16 protein-coding genes and 2 tRNA genes are annotated in these 20,176 nt (G+C 45.6%); 8 read left to right on the top strand and 10 right to left on the bottom strand.

The features are described from left to right. Window positions 1-99 precede the first annotated feature (99 nt). Window positions 100-447: an Arm DNA-binding domain-containing protein gene (locus EPL05_RS22210; RefSeq protein ID WP_128536188.1), complete on the bottom strand. Its 348-nt coding sequence runs from the start codon at window positions 445-447 to the stop codon at window positions 100-102. Between the two features lie 253 nt (window positions 448-700). Further along, window positions 701-774 (bottom strand) — tRNA-Asp (locus tag EPL05_RS22205). Window positions 775-951: 177 nt separating this feature from the next. Between EPL05_RS22205 and EPL05_RS22200 the strand changes: the two genes are divergently transcribed. The 3 genes from EPL05_RS22200 (at window position 952) to EPL05_RS22190 (ending at window position 5,049) form a co-directional block, all read left to right on the top strand. Beyond that, window positions 952-2,463 (top strand): xylulokinase, encoded by a 1,512-nt coding sequence (locus tag EPL05_RS22200; RefSeq protein WP_128536187.1) that lies wholly within the window; start codon window positions 952-954, stop codon window positions 2,461-2,463. A gap of 142 nt (window positions 2,464-2,605) precedes the next feature. Further along, window positions 2,606-4,306 carry a sodium/sugar symporter gene (locus tag EPL05_RS22195; protein WP_128536186.1) on the top strand — a complete coding sequence of 567 codons (1,701 nt, stop codon included), beginning with the start codon at window positions 2,606-2,608 and terminating at the stop codon, window positions 4,304-4,306. 128 nt (window positions 4,307-4,434) lie between these two features. Beyond that, window positions 4,435-5,049, top strand: coding sequence for a hypothetical protein (locus EPL05_RS22190; protein WP_128536185.1), 615 nt, complete (start codon window positions 4,435-4,437; stop codon window positions 5,047-5,049). A 67-nt stretch (window positions 5,050-5,116) separates the two neighbouring features. On the opposite strand, the gene EPL05_RS22185 is transcribed toward EPL05_RS22190, so the two are convergent. The 3 genes from EPL05_RS22185 to EPL05_RS22175 form a co-directional block, all read right to left on the bottom strand. Next, window positions 5,117-5,653, bottom strand: coding sequence for a hypothetical protein (locus EPL05_RS22185; protein ID WP_128536184.1), 537 nt, complete (start codon window positions 5,651-5,653; stop codon window positions 5,117-5,119). Between the two features lie 232 nt (window positions 5,654-5,885). Then, window positions 5,886-7,628, bottom strand: a complete 1,743-nt coding sequence (locus EPL05_RS22180; protein WP_128536183.1) for a S41 family peptidase — start codon at window positions 7,626-7,628, stop codon at window positions 5,886-5,888. A 63-nt stretch (window positions 7,629-7,691) separates the two neighbouring features. Next, window positions 7,692-7,907, bottom strand: a complete 216-nt coding sequence (locus EPL05_RS22175) for a CsbD family protein (RefSeq protein ID WP_128536182.1) — start codon at window positions 7,905-7,907, stop codon at window positions 7,692-7,694. Between the two features lie 174 nt (window positions 7,908-8,081). On the opposite strand from EPL05_RS22175, the gene EPL05_RS22170 reads away from it, so the two are divergent. Further along, window positions 8,082-8,669: a porin family protein gene (locus tag EPL05_RS22170; protein WP_128536181.1), complete on the top strand. Its 588-nt coding sequence runs from the start codon at window positions 8,082-8,084 to the stop codon at window positions 8,667-8,669. A 365-nt stretch (window positions 8,670-9,034) separates the two neighbouring features. Here EPL05_RS22170 and EPL05_RS24115 read toward each other — a convergent pair. Next, window positions 9,035-9,146: transfer RNA gene (locus EPL05_RS24115), tRNA-Asp, on the bottom strand. A 148-nt stretch (window positions 9,147-9,294) separates the two neighbouring features. Between EPL05_RS24115 and EPL05_RS22165 the strand changes: the two genes are divergently transcribed. Continuing rightward, the gene (locus EPL05_RS22165; protein ID WP_067188338.1) at window positions 9,295-9,771 is read left to right on the top strand and encodes an Lrp/AsnC ligand binding domain-containing protein; all 477 of its coding nucleotides are present in this window, start codon (window positions 9,295-9,297) and stop codon (window positions 9,769-9,771) included. 280 nt (window positions 9,772-10,051) lie between these two features. On the opposite strand, the gene EPL05_RS22160 is transcribed toward EPL05_RS22165, so the two are convergent. After that, window positions 10,052-11,239 (bottom strand): class I SAM-dependent rRNA methyltransferase, encoded by a 1,188-nt coding sequence (locus EPL05_RS22160; RefSeq protein WP_128536180.1) that lies wholly within the window; start codon window positions 11,237-11,239, stop codon window positions 10,052-10,054. Window positions 11,240-11,692: 453 nt separating this feature from the next. Between EPL05_RS22160 and EPL05_RS22155 the strand changes: the two genes are divergently transcribed. After that, complete coding sequence (locus tag EPL05_RS22155) at window positions 11,693-12,346, top strand: dihydrofolate reductase family protein (RefSeq protein ID WP_128536179.1); 654 nt, start codon at window positions 11,693-11,695, stop codon at window positions 12,344-12,346. Between the two features lie 79 nt (window positions 12,347-12,425). Here EPL05_RS22155 and EPL05_RS24260 read toward each other — a convergent pair whose 3' ends face one another. Beyond that, a complete protein-coding gene (locus EPL05_RS24260) occupies window positions 12,426-13,547 on the bottom strand; it encodes a DUF6515 family protein (protein ID WP_208394817.1) in 1,122 nt (373 codons plus the stop codon). A 339-nt stretch (window positions 13,548-13,886) separates the two neighbouring features. Then, a complete protein-coding gene (locus EPL05_RS22145) occupies window positions 13,887-14,456 on the bottom strand; it encodes a thiamine diphosphokinase (protein ID WP_128536178.1) in 570 nt (189 codons plus the stop codon). Between the two features lie 121 nt (window positions 14,457-14,577). On the opposite strand from EPL05_RS22145, the gene dinB reads away from it, so the two are divergent. Both dinB and amt read left to right on the top strand, forming a co-directional pair. Beyond that, window positions 14,578-15,630, top strand: a complete 1,053-nt coding sequence (gene dinB, locus EPL05_RS22140) for a DNA polymerase IV (RefSeq protein WP_243837357.1) — start codon at window positions 14,578-14,580, stop codon at window positions 15,628-15,630. Between the two features lie 731 nt (window positions 15,631-16,361). Further along, on the top strand, window positions 16,362-17,669 hold the full coding sequence (amt, locus tag EPL05_RS22135) for an ammonium transporter (RefSeq protein WP_128536176.1): 1,308 nt from the start codon (window positions 16,362-16,364) through the stop codon (window positions 17,667-17,669). A 437-nt stretch (window positions 17,670-18,106) separates the two neighbouring features. On the opposite strand, the gene EPL05_RS22130 is transcribed toward amt, so the two are convergent. Beyond that, a complete protein-coding gene (locus EPL05_RS22130) occupies window positions 18,107-20,086 on the bottom strand; it encodes a glycoside hydrolase family 97 protein (RefSeq protein WP_128536175.1) in 1,980 nt (659 codons plus the stop codon). Window positions 20,087-20,176: the final 90 nt, after the last annotated feature.

The raw sequence follows: 20,176 nt of genomic DNA, 5'->3' as shown, positions 1-20,176 counted from the left end.
TAACCACTTTTAATAACTAACTTTGAAAACGCTTTTACAGCTCTCGCTGCTATCGTTCGCCAGCTAATCGCCTGGTCACTTTGCCACGGAATCAGGTGGTCAACATCCCCGGAATATCAAAACTATCTGCTGTTCCTTTCCGGTTAGTTTTTCTTTGATATCTTCCGCAGAAAATGGCTTACCGTGGCCTTTGAAAGCCCTGTATATTTCGAAAATCTCATTACTTGTCTCATTGATGTACTTGTTAATAATGCGCACTTCTTCGCCATTTCCTACCATAAAGCCACTTTTGGCACCCCATTTCTTAGGATTCACCTTTCTCTTTAACGATATCTCAACTCTTTTTCCCTCTACCGTGACTCTTGCATACAGGGGCAATAGGCCATTTGCATCTGCTTTTGCTTTATTTGTCCAAAAAAGGATTGAAAAACTATTTGAACTCCTCATGATTTCATACTATTTAGGTAACCGAATTAATAAATTTTGAATTGTTTTGATTTGCTTTAATTTGCCTTTCAATTCATTCAAAATCAATCTATTATGAGCTTATTCGGTTACCTAAAATATGAATTCAAAATAGGTAACCGAATAGGTAACCGAGGAATTCATTTTTATTGGTATGAAACGGGTATTTATGGCATAAAAAAAGCGCCTAAATCATTGATTTAAGCGCTTTCGATGGGTTTTGTTACCCTTTTAGCGGAATGGACGGGATTCGAACCCGCGACCTCCTGCGTGACAGGCAGGCATTCTAACCAACTGAACTACCACTCCGTTTGGGACTGCAAATATACGCCTCTTTTTGTTTTACACAAGTCCTTTTTAAAAATTTATCTGATAATAAGTTTTATCGCCTAATTCACAGCAAAATACATTCAATTTCAAAAAATAATTTAAATTCGTGTAGTTATCCCAATTATTACCTGTCCGCTAATATAAAAGTTAAATAACATGCTCTTATTAGGCATTGATATTGGTACCTCGTCTGTAAAAGTAAGCGTTGTTGATTCTGTAACACAGGTGGTTATCGCATCCGCGCAGTACCCCGAACACGAATCGCCCATCATTGCGTTGAAAACCGGCTGGGCAGAACAGTCTCCGGATATGTGGTGGCAGCAAACCGGGCAGGCTATTTCGCTTTGCCATAAAAAAGGCGGTTACAACCCAAAAGATATTGCCGCTATAGGCATCGCTTACCAGATGCATGGGCTTGTTTTGGTGGATAAAGACCATCATGTACTGCGTAACAGCATTATTTGGTGCGACAGCCGCGCGGTAGAAATTGGCGATAAGGCCTTTGAAGATATTGGGCACGAAACCTGCTTATCGCACATGCTCAACTCTCCCGGCAACTTTACAGCATCAAAACTGGCTTGGGTGAAGCAAAACGAACCGAAGATCTACGACCAGGTGGATAAAATAATGCTGCCCGGCGACTATATAGCCATGAAACTTACCGGCGAGATCACTACGTCGGCATCGGCTATGTCCGAAGGGATCTTCTTCGATTTCCAGTTCAACGGGCTCTCTAAAGATATTATAGAGTATTTTGGGTTCAATGACGGCTTATTCCCTATTGTTAAACCCGTGTTTTCGTCACATGGCCGCGTAACAGCCGATGTTGCAGCCGCGCTGCAACTGAATACCGGTATCCCGGTTACCTATAAAGCGGGCGATCAGCCTAACAATGCATTATCCTTAAACGTGCTCAAACCCGGCGAAGTAGCGGCTACCGCGGGCACATCGGGTGTTATTTATGGCGTAAGCGACCAATTAGCCTATGACCCGCAATCGCGCGTGAATACTTTTGCCCATGTTAATTATGCCAACGAACGTAAGCGCCTTGGCGTATTGCTTTGCATAAACGGCACCGGCAGCCTGTACCGCTGGGTAAAAAATACATTTGCAGCCAACCTAAGTTATAACGAGGTAAATACACTGGCCGCCACAGCGCCTGTGGGCAGCGACGGACTCAGGATCCTACCTTTTGGTAACGGTGCCGAACGGATGCTGAACAACAAACAGGTTGGCGCCCATATTCACAATATCCACCTAAACCTGCATACGCCGGCGCATGTGTACCGCGCGGCACAGGAGGGCATCGCCTGTGCTTTCCGCTACGGCCTGGATATTATGCGGGAGAATGGCATAGACCCGACCGTGATCCGCGCGGGCCGCTCAAACATGTTTTTGAGCGATGTTTTTACGGAAGCTTTTGTAAACGCTACCGGAGTACCTATAGAACTCTATAACAACGATGGCAGCATTGGGGCCGCAATAGGTGCCGGCATTGGTGCCGAGATCTTTGCATCGGCAGCAGAAGCGTTCAGCAATATCAAGGCGGTAGCTTATATTGAACCGAAACCAGCCGATACAACGGCTTTTGAAGAGGTGTATCAAAGCTGGAAGAAAGTATTGGATGAGCACCTGGCGCAAATTGACGCTAAGCCCGTCCATTCATAATTATTAGCAAAATATTAAAGCATAGCAGCAAGTTTCGTGGCAATTGGTAACAACAGCATCTCAAAGTTTGATAAACCATTTTTATAGCGTATTATTAGCCCTCCAATTAACAAAAACATTATAATTTAAACTGAGCAGATAAATGAAGACCCTTTCCACTGGCGATTACATCGTTTTTTTCATCTACTTTGTAATCGTATCAAGCTATGGTTACTGGATATACCGCCGCAAGCACAACGCGGATGCTACCTCAAAAGATTATTTTTTAGCTGAGGGATCACTTACCTGGTGGGCTATCGGCGCTTCGCTGATCGCATCAAACATCTCTGCGGAGCAATTCATCGGCACCAGCGGCTCCGCTTTTAAAATGGGCCTGGCCATCTCTACTTACGAGTGGATGGCAGCAGCAACCCTTGTTATCGTAGCGGTATTCTTTATTCCCATTTATCTTAAGAATAAAATATTCACCATGCCGCAGTTTCTGCACCAGCGGTATAATGGTACGGTAGCCATGGTAATGGCCATCTTCTGGCTGTTGCTTTACATCATCGTTAACTTAATGTCTATCCTTTACCTCGGCGCTTTAGCTATATCGGGTATATCCGGGCTCGATGTTACCCTTTGTATCTCATTGCTTGCCGTATTTGCGGTTATCATTACCCTGGGCGGCATGAAGGTTATCGGGTATACCGACGTTATCCAGGTGTTTGTTTTGATATTGGGTGGCTTAGTTGCTACCTATTTGGCGCTTAATAAGATCAGCGAAGTATCCGGCACTACCGGCATGTGGAACGGCCTTAACATTATGCGCAGCGAAGCGAGCGATCACTTCCACATGATATTTAAAAAAGACAATGCCAACTACATGGATCTGCCGGGCTTATCGGTACTCATAGGCGGTATGTGGATAGTGAATCTTAACTACTGGGGTTGTAACCAATACATTACTCAACGCGCCCTTGGTGCAGACCTAAAAACAGCACGCGCGGGTATCCTATTCGCGGCTTTCTTAAAATTACTCATGCCGATAATAGTAGTATTACCGGGTATCGCCGCCTACCTGCTTTATCAAAAAGGCATGTTCCACCAGGAGATGATGAGTTCATCGGGCGTTACCGATGTAAATAAAGCTTATCCATCGCTTTTAAACCTATTGCCAACCGGATTGAAGGGTTTATCATTTGCAGCGCTTACGGCCGCCATAGTAGCTTCTTTAGCGGGCAAAGCAAACAGTATAGCTACTATTTTTACTTTAGACATCTACAAAAAAGCGATCAACCCCGAAGCCACCGATAAAAAGTTAGTGGTGTTGGGTAAATGGTCGGTAGTAGTAGCCATGGCATTGGGTGTGATTATGTCGCTGGTTATTGGCGAGCGCCTGATGGGCGAAGGCAAGCAGGGCTTTCAGTACATCCAGGAGTATACAGGCTTTGTATCGCCGGGTATATTTGCCATGTTTATTTTAGGCTTCTTCTGGAAAAAGGCGACCTCGAACGCGGCTTTATTTGCAACTATCGGCGGTTTTGCGTTCTCGGTATTCTTTAAGTTATTGCCTCGTTTTGCTAATTTGGAGTTTCTGTCACCTTTTGTCTTCTCAAAATTAGCTTTACAAGATGACAAAGTAACTTACTTGTATGAAATTCCTTTTATTGACAGAATGGGTTTTGTATTCCTTTTATGTGTTGCTGGTATGTATGTTATCTCAAAAATTGACGCGGCTAAAGGCGTAAAAGCAAACGGCCTCGAGATAGATTCATCTATGTTTAAAACGAATCGCGCATTTACTGCCGGTGCTTTAATTATAGGCGGCATAATTGTTGCGCTCTACTCGTTCTTCTGGTAACAGATCTTCGTTTTAAAATATGTAAAGGCGGCTTGTTTACAGGCCGCTTTTTTTGTGCTCTTAATTATTTCGTATCACCAAAACACAATTAATGGTACCTATGTTTAGCTGTTACAACTATTTACAACATGCCAAACGCTTACGAAAACATACCGCCGCAGGTAGAAGGCGAAAAAACCGACACCATACACATAGTGGATTGCCCAACGCTGGAGCAGGCCCATCATTTATTCCTGCTGGCTAAGGACAGGCTGAAGGATATTTCCATGTGGCACCAGTTCAGTGGCTTTGGTTCGGCCAGGTTTGCTATTACAGATGCACAGGGTAAGGAGCTTTACAAAATGGCCGAAAAGGGAGATCTTTTCTATATTAACCTCCCTGCCCCCGGGCCTTTGGCCGGCGACGGCAAGGAGTGGGTGCGTATCGAGGCTATGGATCTGCTGGAGAACGCTAACGCCGAAAGCGAATACCTCACCATGACAGTTAGGCCCATTGCCAACCCAAGGCATCATAACGACGCATCTATAGCACATTTCTACGGCCATCAATCTACCAGCACATTTATTGTTGAGCGCTATAAAAACAACGTAAGCGTTGCCGTGCATGGCCGTAACGAAACGCCAAACATCAGCACCAATCTTTATGATACGGTGCGCAATACCATTATAGCGCTTGCCGCGCGCGAAGGCTTATCTTTCCCGCAATGGAAATCACTGACAAAAGGGATATTGGAGTATAAATAAACTCATCTAACAACAAAAAGGGCATTACGTTTCCGTAATGCCCTTCGGTATAAATTACCTTTCAAAATTAGTGTCCGTGGCCACGGTTATCGTGGTTAGACTTCTTGATATCCTTGCGGACCTCTTTTCTGTCGTTACGGATCTCCTTACGGTCGTTACGTAATTCTTTACGGTCATCCTTAACCTCGCGGCGGTCAGCTACCCAATGGTTACGATATTTGTTATCGCGGCTGTCGCGGATGATCGGCTGGCTGGTACGGCCTCTGTAGCCTGAGTATTTAGCGCGGTATACATTGTTACGCACCCATGGGGTACGATCGTTTACCACTACTTTATAGCCGTTGTACACGTTATAATTATTGTACCTGGCGGGCAAAGAAGCTGTGTGTACCCAAGTATTGTTCTCATAGTATACATACTGATGGGCGGGTACGTCGTAGTAGGTGTCAATATCGGGCATGTAGTAATAATCTGCATGATCGTAGCCTACCGGGCCCCACTCTGGCTGGCTGCCAATGTTGATACTAAAACTTATTTGTGCTTTAGCGGCCTGGAATGAAAGGGCGCTTAAGAATATTGCGGTTGTTAAAATTATCTTTTTCATGTTTGTATGTTTTGTAGGTATGACATACAAACAGGCACCATGGTTTAACCGAAAACCAGTATTGGAGGCTTTATAACGGGGTTGTTACAAGAACGAAACTGCGAGCCCCCGGCCCCCTGAAGGGGGAGCTATTGACTTACAAACAGATATAAACAAAGCGGCGTTCCGAAAATCGGAACGCCGCTTTGTTTATGCGTTTCAGAAACTCCCTCTTCAAGGGGCTGGGGGGCAATTAATCCTCACTATCATCTTTATCGTCATTCTTTGCAGCCATGGCCAATACCGGCTTGCCTATTACTTTAAAGCTACCTTCACCTTTCAGGATGGATGCAAGCTGCATCTTATCCTGCATGGTTTTTACTGCCTGGGCCAATTCTTTGTCGTACTTAAAGTTTGCTTCGTAGCGGCCTTTTTCATAAAAATAGCGCGAAGCTATCTCGTTCTCCAGCACTTGTTTAATTTCTTCTTTATGCAGCTGCAAATCGTTCTTTTTACTTGCGGCCATTTTAGCTTTCAGCACATCGTATTCCGCCTGTATCTCCGGGAACTGTTTTTCTTTGGTTGTTTCGGTTTTCAGCTGATCGAGGATCTTTTCAGAAAAGGTGCTGTAGTTGTAATTTTTCCCTGCCAGGTATTTTGTAAAATCGGCGTACTCCGCGTCTTTTAAAGCAAACGCCCGTGGGTCGCCAATTTGCGGGTGGGTGGTACGATACTGGGTGGCGTAATCAAATATCAAAAGCTTGCTTACCAGTGTTTGGGTAATGTTGGCAAACCTATCCTGCTTTACAAAAATATCCGGGTAAACGCCGCTGCCGTCATAAACCGAGCGGCCATTTTTGGTTTTAAACTCATGCATCAACGAATCGGCAACCTTTAGTACGCTGCCATCATCCTTACGGTGGGCATAATCCAAAGCCTGTACGCAACGGCCCGATGGTACAAAGTACTTGGCAATAGTTATTTTAACAAGGCTGTTGTAAGGCAGGTTAAATGTTTGTTGTACTAACCCCTTGCCATAGCTGCGCTGGCCGATAATAATGGCGCGATCAAGGTCCTGCAGTGCTCCCGCTACAATTTCTGATGCCGAGGCCGAGCGGCTGTTCACCAATACAACCAGCGGCAAGTTTGGCTCCATGGGCGTAGCCACGGTATTATAGGTGAAATTCTTCTCCTTTACTTTACCCTTTTGCGATACCACGGTAATATCCTTAGCAACAAACAGGTTTACAATTTTTACAGCTTCCTGCAAGATGCCTCCTCCATTGGAGCGGAGATCGAGTATGATACCGCTGGGGTTATTCTTTTTTATGGCGGCAAGCGCGGTGGTTACCTCATCGGCCGAATTTTCGAGGAATTTATTGAGCTTGATGTAGCCCATATTGCCATCAACCATGCCCGAGTATACTACATTAGGCTGCCTGATCTCGTCGCGTATCAGGTTTTTCTCAACAGCGGCTTCAGTGCCACGCTTAATTAACAGGCGTATGGTTGCTCCTTTAGAGCCTTTTAGTAATTGGCTTACCTGATCGTTTGTTTTGGCGGTGAGGTCGATATCATTTATCTTCACTAGCTGGTCGCCCTGGCGTATATCAGCCTTTTGGGCCGGGAAACCGGTAAAAATATCGGCTATATAAACTTTGTTATCTCTTATAAAAATACTGGCGCCAATGCCGCCGTACTGTGTGCTTACGTAATGCAGTTTATAATCCTCAATTTCCGATTCGGGGACGAACTCGGTATAAGGGTCAAGCCCCTCCAGCATGGCATCCACACCGGTTTTAACCAGTTTTGCAGAATTGATGTCGTCAACATAGTTAATGTTCACCTCTTTATATACCGAGGCAAAAACATCCAGGTTTTTGGTGATCTGAAAAAGGTCGTCGTTAAACCCCCAGGCCGCAACGGCCACGGCAAATATGCCAGCAAAAAAAGCTGGTTTCCTGTAATTAACCCACGTCCTTTTCTCAGTATCCATTTTAAAACCCCGTTGAAATATAAAGCTACAAAAAGCAAACTGCTTTTATCTAATTAACTGATTTTAAAGGCGGTTATTATCAATATTAACCAAAGCTTTTTTCAGGGTGAATACCACGTAGTTCCTGTCGCGGTTTACCAGCTGCATAATGCGGGTGATCAGGCTGTCTTCCTGGCCTTCGGTGTACGCCAACTGTTCGTCTGTAAGGTGGTTATATTTACGCTGCACCTTTATTTTTATACGTTCCCAATCTTTATTGCTGATCGTTATCTCTGCCATAAAACAAATTATTTCAGCAAAAATATAAAAAATACAGCGCCGCATACGTTTAATATGCGGCTTAGTGTTAAACTTTTAGCGGTAAGCTACATCAAACCGATTATTAATTACAACGGTATGCTGCCATTCCGTTCAATTATTTGCGGATGACGGCATACCATTAAACAAACAACTATGAAAAAGCTATTTTTAAGTATTGCAATTATCGCGGCGGCGGCCTTTAGTGCCAAAGCGCAGTTTTCACTGGGGATTAAAGGCGGGGTGAATTTCTCCAAGATCAACACCGACAATGTAAGCGAGTCGACTACTACCGGCTACCAGGCTGGGTTATTCGCTCGTTTTGGCTCCAAACTTTACCTGCAACCCGAGCTTTACCTGGGCAGTAGCGGTGGTAAGTTCGATTTCCAAACCAATAACAATACCGTAACTACCGAAGGAAAGGTAAAGTTCACCACTTTAAACCTCCCTTTATTAATAGGTAAAGGTTTCGGTGGCGATAATTTAAATTTCAGGATAATGGCTGGCCCGGTTTATAGCTATGTGCTGGATAAGAAGGACAATTTCTCCAGCGCTGTGAACTCCGCTTACACCGATTTTGGCGATTACAAAAAAAGCACATTAGGTTTCCAGGCGGGTGCCGGTATTGATGTGGGGCATATTACAGCCGATTTTCGTTACGAAGGCGGGCTCACCAAAATAAACCAAAACTTTGGGCAGCGCCAAAATTTATGGGCTTTGAGCGTTGGCTTTAAGTTGTTTTAAGCGAACGAGTAACGATACGGCATACGCATCCCGGTTAGTAATAGCCGGGATTTTTTTATAGCAAAATTCCGCCAAGCGTTACGCTCAACAAACCCACTCATTAATAAACTATTAGGAAATCTTTTAAGTACCAGGCGAAAAAAAATCTTTAAAAAAAGTAAAGCCCCTGATGGGCAGGGGCCTTTACTAACCAATTATAAACCTAAATTATGAGAAGAGCTGTAGGAGAAGGGGTCGAACCTCCACAGAGTGGTTATTCTTATTGCTAAGAGTTTCCCATATTCTCCGCCACCGCGACAAGGAGGTGTGTCTGCCAAAAATTTCACCATCCTACAGGATAAAAACTAAACCTTGCGTTTAGCGTGCTGTTGGGGAAGGGATCGAACCTTCACGGAGTGGTTAGCCCGCTTCGGGTTTTCCATATTCTCCACCACCGGGACAAGGAGGTGTGTCTGCCAAAAATTTCACCACCCAACAATATTTTTTTAAAGAACAATTCGCAATTCTCATTTGCTTGATACAAATTTAAATTACTTTGCCATTCCTTGCAAATATTTCAACAAAATATTTTTATTTTTACCTTAATTTTAATTAAACTTGTATTTGAATATAGATATTAAAATATATGCCTCACAGGAAACCCCAAAATTTAGAAATTGACAATCTGGATATACAGATTTTATCAATTTTGATGAAAAATGCGACCACTCCATATACCGAGATCGCAAAAGAGTTGATCGTTTCTGGCGGAACCATCCATGTACGGATGAAAAAGCTGGAGGAGCTGGGAGTTATTAAAGGCGCGAGCCTTGAAGTGAATCCCCAAAAGCTTGGGTATGATGTTACTGCTTTTTTAGGGATTTTCCTGGAGAAGGGGTCGCAGTATAACGAAGCTGTAAAACAGCTAAAAATGGTGCCGGAGATAGTAGAACTGCATTATACTACCGGCAGCTGGAGCATTTTCGCTAAAATAGTTTGCCATGATACCAACCATTTGCGTGAGGTATTAAACGAGCAGATCCAAAGCGTAAAAGGCATTCAGCGCACCGAAACGTTTATTTCTTTAGAAGAAAGCATCAAAAGGCAGATCACTTTGGAGTAACGTTTTACTTAGCTTTTCGCCGGGCAGGTCAACTGTTTATAAATTACAAAAAAAAGTCGGACAAGGGGTATGAATTCCCGCTGTTCGATTTTTTTGTGCCCGAAATTTGGGGTTCGAAAAGACGCAATTGAACGCTAAACGACAAAAAACGCAGAAACACCTTCTTTTTTATCCGTGTTTTTGCGCTTATTTTGCTTTTTTAGGTCGAATTTGCTGCCTTTTATGCAGTTTTTCAGCCTTTATTTTTTTGCCGGAACCAGTGATTTGAAAATTCAGGTAATTACCATACCCGGCAAAGTAACCCTTTCAGATATTCACCCTCCGGGAACGATGCCCGTACCGGGTGGTCTTCGGGCTGGTGAAACTGGTAGATGAACTGCACCTGCTTGCCGGCATCCAGCGCGGCCCATGCCAGCACCTGTTTAAAGGTTTCCATATCCATGGCACCCGAGCAGGAGTACGTGGCCAGCAGGCCGCCACTATTGAGCAATTGCATGCCCAGGCGGTTCAGATCTTTATAAGCACGTGAGGCCCTATCCAGCGCGGAGCGCGATGGCGCGTATTTTGGCGGATCGAGCACGATGATATCAAACTTCTCCCCCTCCTCACGGAATTTGCGGAGCTGCGCGTTCACATCAGATTTGATGGCGTTATGTGCCGATGCCTCAAACCCGTTAAGGCGGATGTTTTCGGTCAATGTTTCTATCGCCAGGGCAGAACTATCCACACTGGTTACCGATGCCGCGCCTTCCCGCAGGCTGTTCAGCGTAAAGCCGCCCGTATAGCTAAAGCAATCCAGCACTTTTTTGCCTTTGGCGTAAGATGCCAGCAATTTGCGGTTATAGCGCTGATCGCAATAGAAACCGGATTTTTGCCCCTCAGCGATGTTGATGCCGTAGGTTATACCGTTTTCCTTTACCATTACCAACTCCGGCGGTTCGGTACCGGCAAGCAGGGCGTTGGTAGTTTCCAGTCCTTCGTGCGCCCGGGATGTGGCATCACTTTTATCAAATATACTTAGCGGACTAAGCAGCGCGTTCAGCTCTTCTATAATAACCGGCATGGCATTCTGCATGCCCGATGTAAGCACCTGTACGGCCAAATGACCCGCGTATTTATCTACAATAAGTCCAGGCAGGTAGTCGGATTCGCTGAAGATGAGCCTGCAGGTATCGGTATCGCCGTCGGCCAAAATATGGGCGCGACCGGCAACTGCGGTGCGCACCTTCTGGCGGAACCATTCGGCATCAACCGCGATGCTCTCCTCCCACTCCAGCAAACGTACCGCTACGCGCGATTGGTCGTTATAAAAACCGTATGCCAAAAAAGCCGACTGACTACTCAGCAAACGGATAATTTCACCATTTGCAGGTTTGCCCTGTACTTTATCTATCGCGCCGGAAAACACCCAGGGGTGCTTGTGCAGCACTGCTTTCTCTTTTCCCTTTTTTAATACCACATCAATCATGCGGCAAAGTTAATAAACATAGCACAGGGTGGGGAGAATAAAATGAGGGGGGGGGGCTTGAGGGGCTTTGATACGCAGCAGCGGGATTTGAAAAGCAATTGCTGTGATTCTTAGGCTCCGACAGCCCCGCTTTTACTCCAAGCCGCTGATAGAAGCGGACTTTCCGAGCAATCGGGTTTAGGCGGGTTGGCTCTGTGCCTAAGAAGCATCCAGGCGTGGATGCGGTCAAGTGTAGACCCATGACCGGGCGCCCTTTTTCGAGCAGGGCAACACGCGGCATGCGTGCGCCAGCAGAGGTCCAAATTTGAACGAACAAATTCCTTATAAAAGTTTAATTATCTGACCCTCCACCCTGTACGTTATCGTTGCTGGTATTCAGGAGCCCCCCGGAACATACCTTTCTCTCGAAACAATCGTAAAAACCAGCTGTTTATCCCTAACTAATTTCCGCGTATGAGAAAGCTTGTTTTAAATATGGGAGTCACAGTAGATGGTTTTGTAGCGGCCCCGGATGGAAACCAGGATTGGTTGTTTAAAGTTCAGGAAGAAGGTTCCAATACCTGGATATTGGATACCATAAAAAATGCAGGTATGCATCTAATGGGTAGTAACGTGTTTAACGATATGATCTCCTACTGGCCATTTTCCGACGAGATTTACGCCGAACCTATGAACACGATACCCAAAGCCGCTTTTACCCGGCACAAAGTAAACATGGAACCCAACTTTAAAAAAGGTGTCGAGGGTTTCAAAATGGCGGGGATCCCAAAAACCGTAAAACAAATGAAAGCCACGCCGGGCTGTGCCGAAAACCTGGCGATATGGCAAAACGCGTTGGTCATTAAAGGTGATCTCGCACATGGGATAGAACAGCTGAAACAGAAGCCAGGCAAATACATCCTGGCGCATGGCGGCTCAGGCTTCGCGCAAGCTTTAACCGCGTTGGACCTGGTAGATGAGTATCGGCTAACCACCTACCCCGTTGCCCTGGGCGAAGGCATGCCGCTATTTGGAGTTTCGCCCAAACCGCTGGAACTAACTCTGATGCAAACCCACATTTTTAGTAATGGAGTGATCGGTCGCGTTTATGTACCGAAAAGAAAATAGCAGGTTTATTAAATACGAGTTGCACAAAAAAGGGTGCCCCGCAATCCGGCGCACCCTTTATAAAACATAGTACTGAAAATTATTTCTGGTCGTCCGCTGGCTGCTCATCTGTTGGCAGGCCTACTACTTTGTAAACTTTGTTGTTATCCTCGTCAAGCGCTTCCTGGAAGTAGGTACCGTCCGGGGCTACATATAGCTTTTCGCCGTTCACTTTTATTTTGCGGCTGTTCTCTGGTAACTGGTCAACCACATCGCCAACCTTTAAAGGTGCGTCATATGCCGATGAGTACGATTGGTCGTCCTGGGCATCGCCGGTATTCAGCTCACCATCTTTACCGGTAACCTCATACACAACGGTACCGTCGTCTTTTGTTACCGCACGGTAGTAAACCCCGTTCGATTCGTAATATTGCTCACCATTTATAGTGATCGGTTCCGCACCTGATGGCAGGGAATTTACAGCTGCACCTATTGGTGGTTCAACCACCGTGTATTCGCTACCGTACTGGCGGTAATAAAGCCCGTCGTTATAGTAATATTGGTAATCGCCCCAGTAAAACGGGTAGTAACCAAATGGCAGCACGCCAATGCTAAAGCCCAAACGCGGCCTGTAGTAAGAGTTGTAGTAACCACGGTAGTTATAAAAGCCTCGGTTAAAGTAACGCGGACCATAAGAACGACCCCAGGTGCCGCCGCGATAAACGCCACCACGGTATGTACCGCCACGATAGCCGTAAGAGCCGCCACGATATGCAGATGTGCCACGACCGTAGTTGCCGCCACGATATGCAGAAGTACTACCCGGGCGGCTAAAACCACCACGATTGAAACCACCCTGCGGGCGACTGAAGCCACCAACAGAATTTGTACGTGGGCTACGGCTAAAACCGCCACCCTGCGAATAGCTACCGCCACCACGTTGTGGCGCTATGCCTGTGTTATTTGGCCTGCTGAAGCCGCCACCGCCCGAGGGACGGCTAACACTTCCTTGCGGACGACTGAAACCGCCGCCACCGGAAGAACCTCCACGACTGAAACCGCCGCCACCACCGCCTCTGCTGAAGCCACCACCGGAAGAACCACCACCACCGCGACTAAAGCCGCCGCCACCGCCGCCTCTGCGCTGTGCAGCTGCCGGTAAAGCTAAAGACAGGAACAATAGTCCGCCGAAAGCCACTGAAAGGAATTTTTTATATGTCATTTTGTTTTGAATGATTTTAATTGACCGGTGTTTGAACCGACGTATTGTATAGACTAAGATAATTATCAACGGTTTAATTAAAGTTTAATTATTTTTCGAAGAAAATTGATGGGCTGTTTTATAGCATTTTTGGCTTTGCCTTCGTGGCGACAATAAGCTGAAGATAAATAAGCACCCGTCATGCCGTTTATTTCGGCACCCCACATGCAAGGTGGCGGTTTGCAAGGCGGCTTAGCGTGTGGTCTACCTATCCTGTGGGGTCCTGAAACAAGTTCAGGATGACGGTTATTTATATTTTTCCGAACAATTTAGCACTACCCCAGGGCAATGCATAAAATACTAAATCTCCTCCGCCACAAACAAAAAAGGTTCATCAAACTGCAAAGTGTAAAAACCGTCGGCAGTGGTTTTATAATCGCCGGTGCCCAAAGCTGTTAAGCCTTCTGTTTTTACACCTGTTGATACAGAAAGTAGTTCCACCCGCTCCCCCGCTGGCTTCCATTTGTTAAAGCCCGATGTTACCGGGAAGATCTTTTTATCCCGGCAAAATATCACGAGGTTTATTTTATCGGCATAAAACAGAAACTCATCCAGGTTCAACTCATCGGTAACCATGTTTACCGCCGAATAGCCAGCAGCTATCAAATAATTCAAAGCTGCTTCTACCGGGCTCACGCTGCCTGCTGCTATCAGCTTCACGTCAGACTGCATGCCGGGTTCCAAGGCATCAGCAATAATAAGGTCTATTTTAATCCCATAGGCGTTTATCTGCTCGGCAGTGGCTGGCGTGGTGATCACCGTTGGGCTCCATTCCAGCAACTGGCCCAAAAATTCGGCATCAAAGGTATCCAGGCCAAGGGCCAATAAAGCGGGTTCCTGCTTTTCGCGTACGATGTGGTGTGACGACATTTCTTTTCTAAAAACCGTGTTATTTAACAAAGGTAATTTAAATAAATAGCTTAATATTTGTTAGCACATCACAGTGGAAGAAAAGCAAACACAGGCACGGCGAAAAATTATCCATATTGATATGGATGCGTTCTACGCGTCGGTAGAGCAGCGCGACAACCCCGAATTGCGCGGCAAACCATTGGTTGTTGGCGGCCTGCCCGAGGGGCGCGGCGGTGTGGTGGCTACCGCAAGTTACGAGGCGCGCAAGTTTGGCATCCATTCGGCTATGTCGTCTAAACGGGCATTACAGCTTTGCCCACATGCCATATTTGTAAGGCCCAGGTTTGCCGCTTATAAGGAAGCATCACAGCATATCCGCGAGATCTTTAGCCGCTATACCGATCTGATAGAACCCCTATCCTTAGATGAGGCTTACCTTGATGTTACGCAGGATAAACTGAACATTGGCTCGGCCATTGATATTGCCAAAGAAATAAAACAGGCTATTAAAGAGGAACTGAACCTTACCGCTTCGGCAGGGGTATCGGTAAATAAATTCGTGGCGAAGATCGCGTCGGACATGCAAAAGCCCGACGGGTTAACTTTCATAGGCCCCTCATCTATCGAAAATTTTATAGAGAACCTGCCGGTAGAAAAATTTTATGGCGTGGGTAAGGTTACCGCCCAAAAAATGAAGAAACTGGGCCTTTTTACCGGGGCCGACCTGAAACAACTGAGCCTGGAACAGATCACCGGGCACTTTGGCAAAGCCGGAGCCTTCTATTATAATATAGTAAGGGGCATCGATGAGCGCGAAGTACAGCCCCACCGCGAAACAAAATCCATGGGAGCCGAAGACACTTTCGCGTATGACCTCACCACGGTTGAGGAAATGAACGCCGAACTGGAGAAGATAGCCAAACTGGTGAACGAGCGCTTGCTAAAATACCAACTTAAGGGCCGCACCCTTACCCTCAAAATAAAATACAGCGATTTTAGGCAGATAACGCGAAGCCAATCACACCCCGATTGCTTCGACGATATGCAAACCATCATACATACCGCCAAAAACCTGCTGCTTACCACCGATGTAGAAAACAGCCGGATAAGGCTGCTGGGCATCACGGTATCAAATTTTAACATTGTAGAAATAAAACCATTGGGAATATCCGCTCAATTGCGTCTATTTTAACAATTCCAGCCAAAAAACACCCACAAAGCACAATTTTTTAACAATATCACCAATAAATACCAGCCGTGGTGCCTTTTTAACAATATGCTATATCTTTTTAGTAGTTATTTTAATAAATTTACATTAAAATTTATTGTTTGTAAGAAAATAACAATTTTTTGTCATTTTTTTTGTCATTTTCATTTTATTATTCTACTTTTAGATTGTGCCTCTAAGAAAATATAAATATATTTTAACTTTATTCTTGCTCTGCGAGGCATTTTTTCTATTATCCTTACCGTTTTTCGAACAAAAAGAAAACTCTTCCGTTGCTTCCCTTACAAATTACAGGCGCAGTCAAGAAAAACGCCACATTAGTGCGGCCTTTTATTTAAAAAACCGTACTGGCAGTTTTCAAACTCATAGGATCCGCTTCCAGTCTATACAAAAGGAGGCTTCTACAATTTTAACTTCAGGATTCTCTTTCCTGACAAGTGATTACCATCAGTATAACCAAACCGTTCAGCGGTTAACTAAACTGATGCTATTTCCATACCACTCCTTTTGGTAGGGTAACAAGGGAGCAACAAAACAAGTATTTCTGAGCTGACATTGCCAAAAAGCCTCTTCACATAGCGGGCTCGTTTGTAAGCATATGAAATAACGTGCTGTTATTGTTTCCACTTTTGTTTAACGCCCAACCACCAGGGGCTCCCCGACTATTTAATTTAATCACTTATCACAACAACAAAATGAAAAAAATTGTACCATTCGGCATACTCGTAATTGTAGTTATCCTGGCTTTTTTGTTCCCCGGGAACGTAGCGGCCGCTAAGCCAGCAACCACATACGTTGGGGCTGATATTGCCTGGTTGCTTATCTCTACCGCGCTTGTATTATTAATGACACCCGGCCTCGCCTTCTTTTACGGCGGTATGGTTCGTAAGAAAAACGTTATCTCCACCATGCTGCAAAGCTTTGTTTGCATGGGCCTTATCACTATCATTTGGGTAGTATTTGGTTTCAGCATGGCCTTTGGCGACGACGTTGGCGGCTACGGTATCATCGGTAACCCAAAATCATTCTTTATGATGCAAAACACCCTTGGCGTTGCCTGGCTGGGTGGTACAATTCCGGTTATCCTTTTTGCTATGTTCCAGTTAAAATTCGCGGTTATTACACCCGCTTTAATTACCGGCGCATTTGCAGAGCGTATCCGTTTCAACTCTTATTTAATTTTCATCACCCTGTTCATCGTAGTTATCTACATACCGCTTGCACACGCAACCTGGCACCCGGAAGGCCTCTTTTTTAAATATGGTGTGTTAGATTTTGCAGGTGGTACCGTGGTACACATGAGCGCGGGCTGGGCAGCTTTGGCATCGGCCTTATACCTAAAACAACGTAATAAAGTAGAAGAGGCACACACACCTGCCCGTATCAGCTACGTAATATTAGGCACCGGTTTGCTTTGGTTTGGTTGGTTTGGTTTCAACGCGGGTTCTGCTTTAGGCGCTGGTGAGCTTGCGGCTACCGCATTGGCCACTACAACAACCGCCTCGGCTGCTGCTGCCATGTCATGGATATTTTTTGATATTTTAAGAGGTAAAAAACCTTCTGCAATGGGTGCCTGTATAGGTGCTGTAGTAGGTTTGGTTGCTGTAACCCCTGCTGCCGGTTATATCACCGTATCAAGCTCATTAATAGTAGGTATAGTTGCAGCTGTGGTAAGTAATTTAGTAGTTATATGGCGCTCGAAAACAAACATCGACGATACGTTGGATGTTTTCCCTTGCCATGGTGTTGGTGGTATGGTAGGTATGCTAATGACCGGTATCTTCGCAACTAAAAGCGTTAACAGCTTTGGTGCCGAAGGATTGGCCTATGGCGAAACCACCTTATTTGTTAAACACCTTGTGGCTTTAGTATCAGTATCGGCATTTGCTTTCTTCGGTTCTCTTCTATTGTTGAAGATCACAGATATGATAAGCAAGTTGCGTGTATCTGAAGCCGACGAACTCGCTGGTCTGGATATGAGCCAGCACGACGAAGAGCTATAACCATACATCGAACATGTTTATAAAAGAGGGGCGCAAATTGCGCTCCTTTTTTGTTTTAAGGGAGTTTGTCCCCCCCAACTGCGTCCTTACGAGGAACAAAGCAATCTCTACAGAGGACAAACTGCAATGCAGGCCGATATATTTACTGGGAGAGTGCTTCTTTGCTCCCGTGATAAATTTTGTGGTGAGTTATGGTGAGCCTGTCGAACCACGACAAGCTCAGGATGACCCCACGTTTTTTCATTCCCCCTTCTCCAAGAGTAATTGCCTATTATTTGCAAAGGCGACAAATCACAATACGTTTCGATGGAACGTAGCTTGGTTGCTGTGCTTTCCACCAACCAAGCATCCCCCCGAAGACGAAAAGCTACATAACTAAGAGGGCAGGATGCATTTGCGCACCCTGCCCCTTAGTTAAATGAAAAACTTATATAGTCTTAATTCACTTTCTCAAACCTTGCTGCCCAGCCACCGCCGGATGCCATCTTTACGATTAATTTATCTTTTGAGGTGAGGGTTACCTCCTTCCGCACGTAGTCTTCGCCATTGCGGTTGGCGTTAATACCATCGCTAAACAAAATAGCCTTATAGTTGCCTTCGCCTAAAAAGGAGAGGTCTATGGTAATTTCGCGCTCATCCCAATTGGTCATGGCGCCGGCGTACCAGGTACTGCCCTTACGGCGGGCGATGCTTACAAAATCGCCAACTTTACCATCCAGTGCAACGGTTTCGTCGAAGGTGGTTGGCACGGCAGCTATGTAATCGGTGCTTTCCTGTTCTTTTTTGTAAGCGGTAGGGTTATCGGCCATCATTTGCAGTGGCGCCTCGAATATAGTGAACATGGCCAGCTGGTGGGCGCGGGTCCCCTGTGTCATGGGGTTGCCGTTAACAGGGCGGAAACTGGCTTTAGATGCGTTGCGCATACCGCCGGGTGTATAATCCATCGGCCCGGCCAGCATCCGTATAAAGGGGATGCTCACATCATAAACCGGTTGGTTGTTTACGCCCCATTTCATATTCTCCAAGCCTTTTACGCCCTCAAAATTTAATATATTGGGGAAAGTGCGCTGCAAGCCCGATGGCTTGTACATGCCATGGTAATCTACCAGTAAATGATGGTTAGCGGCCTTCTGCGCAATTTCGTACAGGGAGTTTACGGCAAACTGGTCGTCGCGGTCAATAAAATCTATCTTAAACCCCTTGATCCCCATTTTTTCATATTTATCAAAAACGGCATCGGTTTGCTGCATGGTGGCGTACCAGCTTGCCCATAAAATGACGCCCACATTTTTTCCTTTGGCATAAGCAACCAGCTCTTCAATATTGATATCCGGCGAGATCTGGTTCAGATCGGTATCCTTCGACCAGCCTTCATCTATAATGATATACTCCAGTTTGTTGGCCGAAGCGAAATCGATATAATATTTATAGGTAGGTACGTTGATCCCCGCCTTAAAATCCACCCCGGTGATGTTCCAGTCGTTCCACCAATCCCAGGCAACTTTGCCGGGCTTTATCCAAGTTTGGTCGGCCAGCCTTGACGGCGATGCCAGTTTTTGCACCATATCGTTATCGGCCAACTGCTTGTCTTCGGTACTGATTACCACCGCGCGCCATGGGAATTGGCGGGTGCCGGTTGTTTTGGCCATGTACTCGGCGCGGCGTTTTACCACGTAGTTCATGTCGGCATAACCGCCGGCGGCCTGCTCCAGCGGGTAAGGCGCAAAAGTGCCGCGCAGGCTGTTTCCTTTGCCGCTGATGAGGTACATGCCCGGGTAATCCTCAATATCGGCCTCCAGTATGGCAGCTTTTATCTGGTCGTTTATGTTTACCAGTACAGGCAAAAACGCAAGCGTATCTTTTTTCAGGGTTGATATTTTTAGCGTATCGTAATGGGCCTCGTAGGAGGTGTTGTATTTATCCTTGGCGCGGTAATCGTTCACAAAAGGCAGGTAGGCTTTGGTATCGGTAGCAAAATTAAAGTTGGCCTCCTCGTCTTTTAAGGTAATCGCTTCCTTAAACTCGGTTGTAAAGCGGTAGGCTACCCCATTGTTATACGCCCGGAAGATCAAACCATAATCGCCGTTGAATTTTAGAGCGAGCTGGTTGTAGCTATCATGCACCTTAGCCCTCTTGTATATGGGGGTATTAAAATACTCGTCCTTATCGCTCGTTTTGTCGCTTTTTACAACGGCGTTGAGGCCCAAAACGGAGCCATTGTTTAACACCAGCGACACATTCGACGGAATGATGACGTCCGTTTGCTGGTATTTCACCGCCCAGTTAATGGTTGCGCCTGCGTTTACCGTCATATCAATTTTGCCATCCGGCGATTTGATGTGGTAAGTTTTGGTTTGCGTTTGCGCGGCGGCGAAGAACGGCATTGCGGCCAGCAGCAGTAATATACTTGTTTTCATGGGCTAACTAAAAATTGGTGGATGAAAATAAGTTTTATAATGTTTTAATGACAGTTAATATTTAACCATTTATAGTTCAATTTTTGCCCG

It is taken from the genome of Mucilaginibacter gilvus, assembly GCF_004054195.1.
Taxonomy (GTDB): Bacteria; Bacteroidota; Bacteroidia; order Sphingobacteriales; family Sphingobacteriaceae; genus Mucilaginibacter; species Mucilaginibacter gilvus.
This window is presented reverse-complemented; position numbering and strand designations above follow the sequence as displayed.